The organism is Rhodopirellula halodulae, from assembly GCF_020966775.1.
GTDB lineage: Bacteria > Planctomycetota > Planctomycetia > Pirellulales > Pirellulaceae > Rhodopirellula > Rhodopirellula halodulae.
On sequence record NZ_JAJKFV010000020.1, the window covers coordinates 1,207 to 8,862 of the forward strand.

6 protein-coding genes are annotated in these 7,656 nt (G+C 54.6%); 1 reads left to right on the forward strand and 5 read right to left on the reverse strand.

Annotated elements, in window-relative coordinates:
- Positions 1–77: 77 nt before the first annotated feature.
- From LOC70_RS24635 to LOC70_RS12835, 5 genes are all read right to left on the reverse strand, one after another.
- Positions 78–542, reverse strand: a complete 465-nt coding sequence (locus tag LOC70_RS24635) for a DUF6896 domain-containing protein (protein ID WP_390889041.1) — start codon at positions 540–542, stop codon at positions 78–80.
- A 144-nt stretch (positions 543–686) separates the two neighbouring features.
- Positions 687–1,070 carry an FKBP-type peptidyl-prolyl cis-trans isomerase gene (locus LOC70_RS12820; RefSeq protein ID WP_230253981.1) on the reverse strand — a complete coding sequence of 128 codons (384 nt, stop codon included), beginning with the start codon at positions 1,068–1,070 and terminating at the stop codon, positions 687–689.
- 3,575 nt (positions 1,071–4,645) lie between these two features.
- The gene (locus tag LOC70_RS12825) at positions 4,646–4,972 is read right to left on the reverse strand and encodes a hypothetical protein (RefSeq protein ID WP_230253982.1); all 327 of its coding nucleotides are present in this window, start codon (positions 4,970–4,972) and stop codon (positions 4,646–4,648) included.
- A 148-nt stretch (positions 4,973–5,120) separates the two neighbouring features.
- A complete protein-coding gene (locus LOC70_RS12830) occupies positions 5,121–5,675 on the reverse strand; it encodes a hypothetical protein (RefSeq protein ID WP_230253983.1) in 555 nt (184 codons plus the stop codon).
- A gap of 41 nt (positions 5,676–5,716) precedes the next feature.
- Complete coding sequence (locus LOC70_RS12835; protein WP_230253984.1) at positions 5,717–6,064, reverse strand: hypothetical protein; 348 nt, start codon at positions 6,062–6,064, stop codon at positions 5,717–5,719.
- Between the two features lie 495 nt (positions 6,065–6,559).
- Between LOC70_RS12835 and LOC70_RS12840 the strand changes: the two genes are divergently transcribed.
- On the forward strand, positions 6,560–6,775 hold the full coding sequence (locus LOC70_RS12840) for a hypothetical protein (protein ID WP_230253985.1): 216 nt from the start codon (positions 6,560–6,562) through the stop codon (positions 6,773–6,775).
- Positions 6,776–7,656: the final 881 nt, after the last annotated feature.

Sequence of the window (7,656 nt, forward strand, 5' to 3'; positions counted from 1 at the left end):
TCCCGCATCACCGGGCACGGAGTGTTGACTTTCCATTGCCAAAACGCACGCAAACCGTGCTCCGGTGCATGTGATGGTTATCCGCTGCATGGGAGGTCGGCGGGGCAGCGCAGCCGAGTTGGATCTTGATAGAACGCATCGTATGTATCTGCGACGACAATTAGTTCACCGCATGATAGCGAATCATCGACCCATGCATCAATGTCGTCATACGGACCGACCGGGGGCGTGTCATTTAGTAAGTGGTGCCGATGTAAGGCCAATCGCCAAATGTCAAAGCAGTCGATCTGTCCAGCAGGACCGTAGTCAAAGTCGATTCTGAATTCCGGGTGAATTACGTCGATGCCATAGCCGTGCGGTTGCAGTTGAAAGCCAGCATAGTGTGTTGCACGAGTAAGGTCGCGTATGGCGAGATGTCCGTTGAGCGCCCAGTCCAGACCGGACGTAGGAAGAGGTATCCCGAGTTGACAATGCAGAAAGTCGATTGCAGTGTCCTGCGTCGTGCGAAAAGCGTCAATCAAGCGGCGTAGATCAGCGTTCACGTATCAGCCCAAACAGGCCGTGGAGTATTTCAGTCGGATAACGGTACGCGTCACCCGGCACGCGCGAGGGATTCTCCATTTCAAAACCGCTCGGCTCGCGTGCTCGGGTGCACGTGATTGTTCCCCGCAATCTGGAACGCTCCATTATGAATCGGCGCCCGCTGCCAAGCGACGTTCCATTTCGGGATCCCATTTCTCCGGGAGGTCGATCAGTTGCAATTCGTAGATCAACAATGAGTTGGCCGGAAGATCAGGATAGGTCTTTCGTTCAGCATAAATCAAGTTGGGTGGTGCGACGACAGTTCGACGACCGCCATTCCGCATGCCCAGCAATCCGTATTCGATTCCGGCATAGCAGTCACGCCCACCAACGCGGATTGGATACGGGGAGTCCGAGTCGGAGGCAAACAGCACATCGCCTTTGCGTCGGGTGCAAACGCAATGGCAGATTGCAAGGTCACCGGGCACGCATGGGCGGCCGGAACCGATTTCGTTGTCGGTGATTTTGAGGCAACGCGGCGGCTTCATTCTTCAGTCGGGGAACGTTTGCGATATGCGGGCGGTGGCGAGCGATGTGATTGGAACGCCAAGTAAGCCTCCACCACCGCTCCGTCATCATCGCGTGGTTATCGGGAATACGGTTGTCGATCCAATCGAGCGATTCGAAACCGTCGAGTGGCGATCAGGAGCGCACCGACAGGCGAGGAAGCGATGGGTACGATGTCGATGGAGAACGTCAAAGGATTTTATCAGACGGAGTCGACATCGTTCGCATCGTTTCCGGGAGTCCTACGCAGCGGTGAAACGTTGGAGTCGCGGTGAGGCGATCGGTTGGCAACCGGAACGCAGTCGTTCGTTAGATAGGTTGACGACCGTTCGCATGACCGCGATGAATGTTGCAAAATCGGATGACGGAAAGTGTCGAGCAACCGACCGCAGTTTTGTCCGCCATCGTTTGCAATGTCGATTGGTTTGATGTTCAACATCTTGAATTTTCAATCGTGTCATCGACGAACTGTTGAGCAGACGGTCACGAGCATCAATGATGGCGTGGTGTGCAACCGAGATCGTGATCGCCACGTCCTGCATTCGTCGCCGCGATAACGGTGCGGATCAGCGGGGACCGGGAGTTGAGCATCCATTCGTGAAAACTGACCACCGGTCCTCCGTTGCATCCGATGGTTACCCGTCATCTTGTTTCGCGCAACACATTCGCGCGATAGAAGGAATCTCGTGAATCAACCGCGACCGACCAAGGGTTTCTCTTTTGAACTAAAGATCGGCGCTACTCCTGCGACAATCAACGGCACAACGAACGGGGCCCAATAGTAAATTATGTCAGGGACCCGCATGTTCACAGCGCCAACACCGATCAGAAAGTAAGCCAACCACCCAGCCTGATAGGTTAACCAGAAATGGTACCACTTGAGTTGCGAAGCAATGATCCAAGCGCCGACCGAGGAGCAAATTATCGATGCGAGCACCGAAGACACAGCCCAGTAACATGCTGTGCGAAGGACCCCACTTTGTCCTTGCAATGGATCAATGTCAAAGAGAGCGACGTTGATTGCTAGACCCACCGGAAGGGATGCAAACAAAGATGCGGCCAACGCCATCCACGCGCGAGTAGCGCTGTAGGCACGCGCACGATTTCCAGCAACGCGATTCGCATCTGGCGGTGAGTATGGATTCATTTCGATTCAGTCGGGTAACGGTCAGCATCACCGGGCGGTGGAAGCCAACGTGATTGGAAAGTGAAGTAGGTCTCCACCACCGCTCCGTGTGCATGCAATGGTTATCCGTTTTCCGTTCTAGGGACAAGCAGCCGTTGGACATTCGTTGGAAACAAAGGATAGGCGATCCAGCAGAGCATTAGGAGGAATGCGGGGACGAGGGTGATCCAAGATACACGCACAACGAAATTCGGCGTCGAAAACCCCCAGTTTGTGAATAGCAGAGTCGCACCGAAAGATAGACCGGCCAATAGAGAAATCCAACTGAGCCGAACCGAAGCAGCGAGCGAAAGCGGGATCACCGACGCAAAGTTCAGGGCAGCACATCCAAGTACCAGTAAGAGCAGATGGGGCCGTAGTCCGGCGGCGACAGCCAATGCAGCCAGCGCCGCAATGCTTACCAATCGCAAGGGGTGTGGATTGACATGCTGCTGCTCATCAGCTGCGGCGAGTGTTGGAGTGTATGGGTTGGTCATACAGGCATTGTGGTCAAGTTGGCCCGGACACTTCATTCGGATAACGGTACCGATCACCCGGTCGCCGCGAGCAATCTTCCATTTTCAAAACACCCGACTTGGCGACTCGGGTGCATCGGATGGTTCGCCGTCTGTTGCCTTGAGACCAGCCTTCAACATCGCATCAATCCTCAGTTCCATGCGATTGGGTGTCAGACAATTCAGTTCGCGAAGAAATCCAGTTTCTGGAGACAGGATGGAAATACCCGAAGCTGTAGCGTAGCAGGAAGTTCAGTGGGATCGCCAGGAAGCCGAGGAATAGCACGGCTACCGTTGGTTGCAGGTCGTAAACGAGTCGACAAATGAAGGGAGCCGAAACGATTAGCAGTAGACAGGTTGTGATCGTACGGGACACGACGCGTGGAAGCGTGACAAGCAGCCGTTGGCCGCAATGGTTGCAGCGATATTGGCGAATCGTGTTCATCGCGGTCCATAGGCTTTGCTGGCGCAGGCAGTACGGGCATTCATCGCGACCCCAGTCACGCCGAGTAGGTGTAAGTGTCGCTGCGGAGGGTTCGTATGGATTCGCCATTGTGTAGTCGTTGTCTCGATCGGCGAACGTTTGCGATATGCGGGCGGTGGCGAGCGATTTGATTGGAACGCCAAGTTTGTCTCCACCACCGCTCCGTCATCATCGCGTGGTTATCGGGAATACAATCGTGGATCCAATCGAGCAATTCGGAACCGTCGAGTGACGATCACAAGCGCACCGACAGGTGAGGAAGCGATGGGTACGATGTCGATGGAGAGCGTCAAAGGATTTTATCAGACGTAATCGACATCGTTCGCGTCGTTTCCGGGAGTCGACGCAGCGGTGAAACTTTGGAGTCGCGGTGAGGCGATCGGTTGGCAGTCAAAACGCAGTCCGTTCGTCAGAAAGGTTGACGACCGTTCGCGTGACCGCGACGGATTCTACGAAATCGAGCGACGATGTGCGTCGAGCGACTGATCGCAGTTGTGTCGGCCATCGTGTATCAGTGTGAACTGGTTTGACTTTCAAAGTGTTGAACGTTTTCATTGTGTCATAGTTGCGCCGTCGAGCAGACGATCGCGAGCATCAACAATCGGGTGGCGTGTGGCCGAGATCGTCATCGCCACGTCCAGCATGTGTCGCCGCGATAACGCTTGCGATATGCGGGCGGTGGCGAGTGATGTGATTGGAATGCCGAGTTGGTCTCCACCACCGCTCCGTCATCATCGCGTGGTTATCGGGAATGCTGTCGTCGATCAAATCGAGGGATTTGCAAATGTCGAATGACCATCGCAAGCGCACCGACGGGTGAGGAAGCGATGGGTATGATGTCGATGGAGAACGCCAAAAAATTGCATCAGGCGTAATCGACATCGTTCGCATCGTTTCCGGGTGTCTACGCAGCGGTGAAACGTTGGAGTCGCGGTGAGGCGATCGGTTGGCAACCGGAACGCAGTCGTTCGTTAGAAATGTTGACGACCGTTCGCATGACCGCGACGGATGTTGCAAGATCGTGTGATGAGATGTCACGATCGACCGACCGCAGCTTTGTCGTCCATTGTGTCCAGCGTCGATTGGTTTGATGTTCGCTGTGCTGATTGTTTTCATCGTGCCGCAGATGCGTCGTCGAAAAGACGAACACGAGCACCGACGATAGCGTTGTGTGTAGCTGAGATCTGCGTAGCTACGTCCGGCATGAGTTGCCGCGATAACGGTCAGCATCACCGGGCGGTGGAAGCCAACGTGATTGGAAAGTGAGGTAGGTCTCCACCACCGCTCCGTGTGCATGCAATGGTTCGCCGCTATCTGCAGGGTGGTGTCGCCGACCATCACAAGCGACGTGGGTAAACTATATCAATCGCGACACGCGCCAGCAATTCGACGCTATGGTTCATAAACAGTTAACGATCCGGTAGCGATCAATGCAATGCCGTAGTCAACGATCGTAATCGATACGAGCAATGGGCCACCAAACAACGGGACGGCAGCAGAGAACGCGAGCAAGGCAACACCGATTAGACGGACAGTCCGTTTCATTAGATAGCACGCGAGTAGGTGACTGCGTCGCAGGTTTGATTCGCTGTAATAGTTCGCGATGTCTGAATCAGAGAACCCTCGCTGGACAAGGTAGGCGTCAATTGTGTCTGGGTGTCTGCGGTCGGAGATCATCCGACGGATCGAGGAACGTTGACTGGCGGAAAGTTCTGGCATGTCGTTTCAAATTTACGCATCCGGACGTACAGTGCTCGGTGTTGCGGACATCTTCAGTCGGCGAACGGCGGACATCACCGGGCGGTGTAAACCCGTGTGATTGGAAAGCGAAGCAGGTCTCCACCACCGCTCCGTGTGCATGTCATGGTTACCCACCATTCTCTGGATTCGACCCCTGGGGGCAGTCCCATTTAACCCACGGCTGTCGTAACGCGTCGGATCGAAACCGCTTCAAGTCTGTTTCAGTCGGGAAGTGATCCAGCGATTCCCATACCGCAAGTCGGGGATGCTCTGGTTGCAATACGGGGCGAAAGCAGACGTCAAGTATCCATTGTCCCCGAAAATCAGTGTGTTGCGAATTGCGGACAATGCTGCAAAGAAGAAAGTCGTTGTCCAATTCGCCGACCACAAGCAAGCGATCTTCGCCGGCAATTGCGGTTGGCGGATTGAGCGATCCAGGGAGGATATGAAAGACGCGGTCATCCATCTGCAGCTGATGAGCAATCCCTTTTACCAGAATTCGATGTTGAGCGTATTGCATTGTCACGAACGCAAACCAGGCAAGCAGAATAGTAGCTGTTGTAAACGTCAGCAGATGTGTTAAACGCAATGGTCTCGGCTGGGTAACGGCGGGCGTCACCGAGGACGGACGGTTGACTTTCCATCGGTAAGACCGCGCAAGCCGTCCTTCGGTGCACGCCATGGTTCTGTCGTCACTGCGTGAACGTCCACACCATGCCAGCATCAATCATCTACGATCTCGATGTCGTCGCGTCCGACATGGTAACCATCGTGGGATTCATCAAAGTAGCGTTTATCAACGGACGTCGCAAACCGGAAGCGATCACCTTCGCGTAGTCCAAACGGATTCTCTGACGAGTTTGTCCAAAGCAAGAACGTCGTCTTCTCGCGACTGCGCACCGGAAGACCCCAAGTCTCAAAAACGGCGAGTTCGCCGGTGTCCACTTCGTGCGCCTCTTCAACACCTAGCGGTATTGCCTCTCCAATCACGCCCCACGTGCCGTTAGGAAGATCCGAGCTACAGCCGAAAGCGACGAAGAGAAAAAAGACTGGAATGAAACGCAACATCATTTCGACAGAACGATTGCGATAACCGGGCCGCCGCATTCGACTTGCCAGTGGCAAAGCGCGCGATCGGCGGCTCCGTGTTCATCGCCTGGTTCTGCGTTACTTTAGCTGCGGCCAATCCGGGTCAATGACATCTAGGTCAGAACGATCGATGTCGAGCCAACGTGTCAGCCATTCTATCGATGGGAAAAACGGGCGACGCGGGAAATCAATATCACGATCATCAGAATATACAAAGAACCCGGGATCGTCCGTGTATGTCACGAGTGAAATCGTCTCGGGATAGCGTCTGCGAATCGACACGCCGTTGGTCGTTGAGGTATAGGTTCGTTGAACACCTCGTACCTTCCCACGCATGCATGGGACACGACCCTCGTGCTCATCAAGTAACGCGAAGAATTGATCGAACGCGAGCGATTCATCTGACGTTCGGGAAAGAATCATCGAGTGCCAGCCAGATGTGGATTCTTTGAAGTGCAAGCGATATGCAATCCAGTCGTGGATGTCATCTGGCAAGGCGAGTTCATTGTTGATGATATCGTGTTCGGTTCGCGCAAACTGGTAGCCACCAAGAAAGTGGAAAAGGCCAGTCAATGTCTTGGCACCGATGTAGAGAGCCGGACGTTTTCGTACGTCGTCGAGCATAATTCCTTCATCGCAGAACGGTCAGCATCACCGGGCGGTGGAAGCCAACGTGATTGGAAAGTGAAGTAGGTCTCCGCCACCGCTCCGTGTGCATGCAATGGTTATGCATTTCCGCGGCAGCCGAGCGCAATCACAAGCACGGAGTGGAGTAGATATTCGATAGTCAGCCGGGCGATTCGTATCGATGAGAGTCGGTAAGGTCACGAGCACTTGAGGGTCAGGCAGTTCAGCGTCGACGAAAAGTGGACGCGGTGTCGAGTGTCGATTCAGCACGGTTCGCGCGCAATCGCGAGCATGAATTCTACGCGGCACTTCCGAGCACGAGATCGTTCCGGTACCTTGCGTCGGTTGGGTCGGCAGTGAGCACTGAACACGAGCATGGAGTTGTGCTTCTGTCTCACGCATAACGGTCAGCATCACCGGGCGGTGGAAGCCAACGTGATTGGAAAGTGAAGTGGGTCTCCACCACCGCTCCGTGTGCATGCAATGGTTATGCATTTCCGCGGCAGACGAGCGCGATCACGAGAATGGAGTGGAGTAGGTGTTCGTCTGTCAGCCGAGAGATTCATCTCGATGAGAGTCGGCCAGGTCATGAGGACTCGAGTGTCAGTCGATTCAGCGTCGACGAGTAATGGACGCGGTGTCGAGTGTCGATTCAGCACGGTTCGCGCGCAATCGCGAGCATGAATTCTACGCGGCACTTCCGAGCACGAGATCGTTCCGGTACCTTGCGTCAGTTGGGTCGGCAGTGAGCACTGAACACGAGCATGGAGTTGTGCTTCTGTCTCACGCATAACGTTCGGCGTCACCGGGCGGTGGCGAGAGATGTAATTGGAAAGTGTACCCAGTCTCCACCACCGCTCCGTGTGCACGCAATGGTTATCCAATGACCTGCGGGTTTAGGAAGCGGTAGAGAATATAATCGTCCTTTTTGCCATGCCGCTCGAACC

Coding starts and splice junctions, on each gene's coding strand:
- LOC70_RS12820 (WP_230253981.1), bottom strand. CDS start 1,070: ATGAAGCCGCCGCGTTGCCTCAAAATCACCGACAACGAAATCGGTTCC.
- LOC70_RS12825 (WP_230253982.1), bottom strand. CDS start 4,972: ATGCCAGAACTTTCCGCCAGTCAACGTTCCTCGATCCGTCGGATGATC.
- LOC70_RS12830 (WP_230253983.1), bottom strand. CDS start 5,675: ATGGCGTGCACCGAAGGACGGCTTGCGCGGTCTTACCGATGGAAAGTC.
- LOC70_RS12835 (WP_230253984.1), bottom strand. CDS start 6,064: ATGATGTTGCGTTTCATTCCAGTCTTTTTTCTCTTCGTCGCTTTCGGC.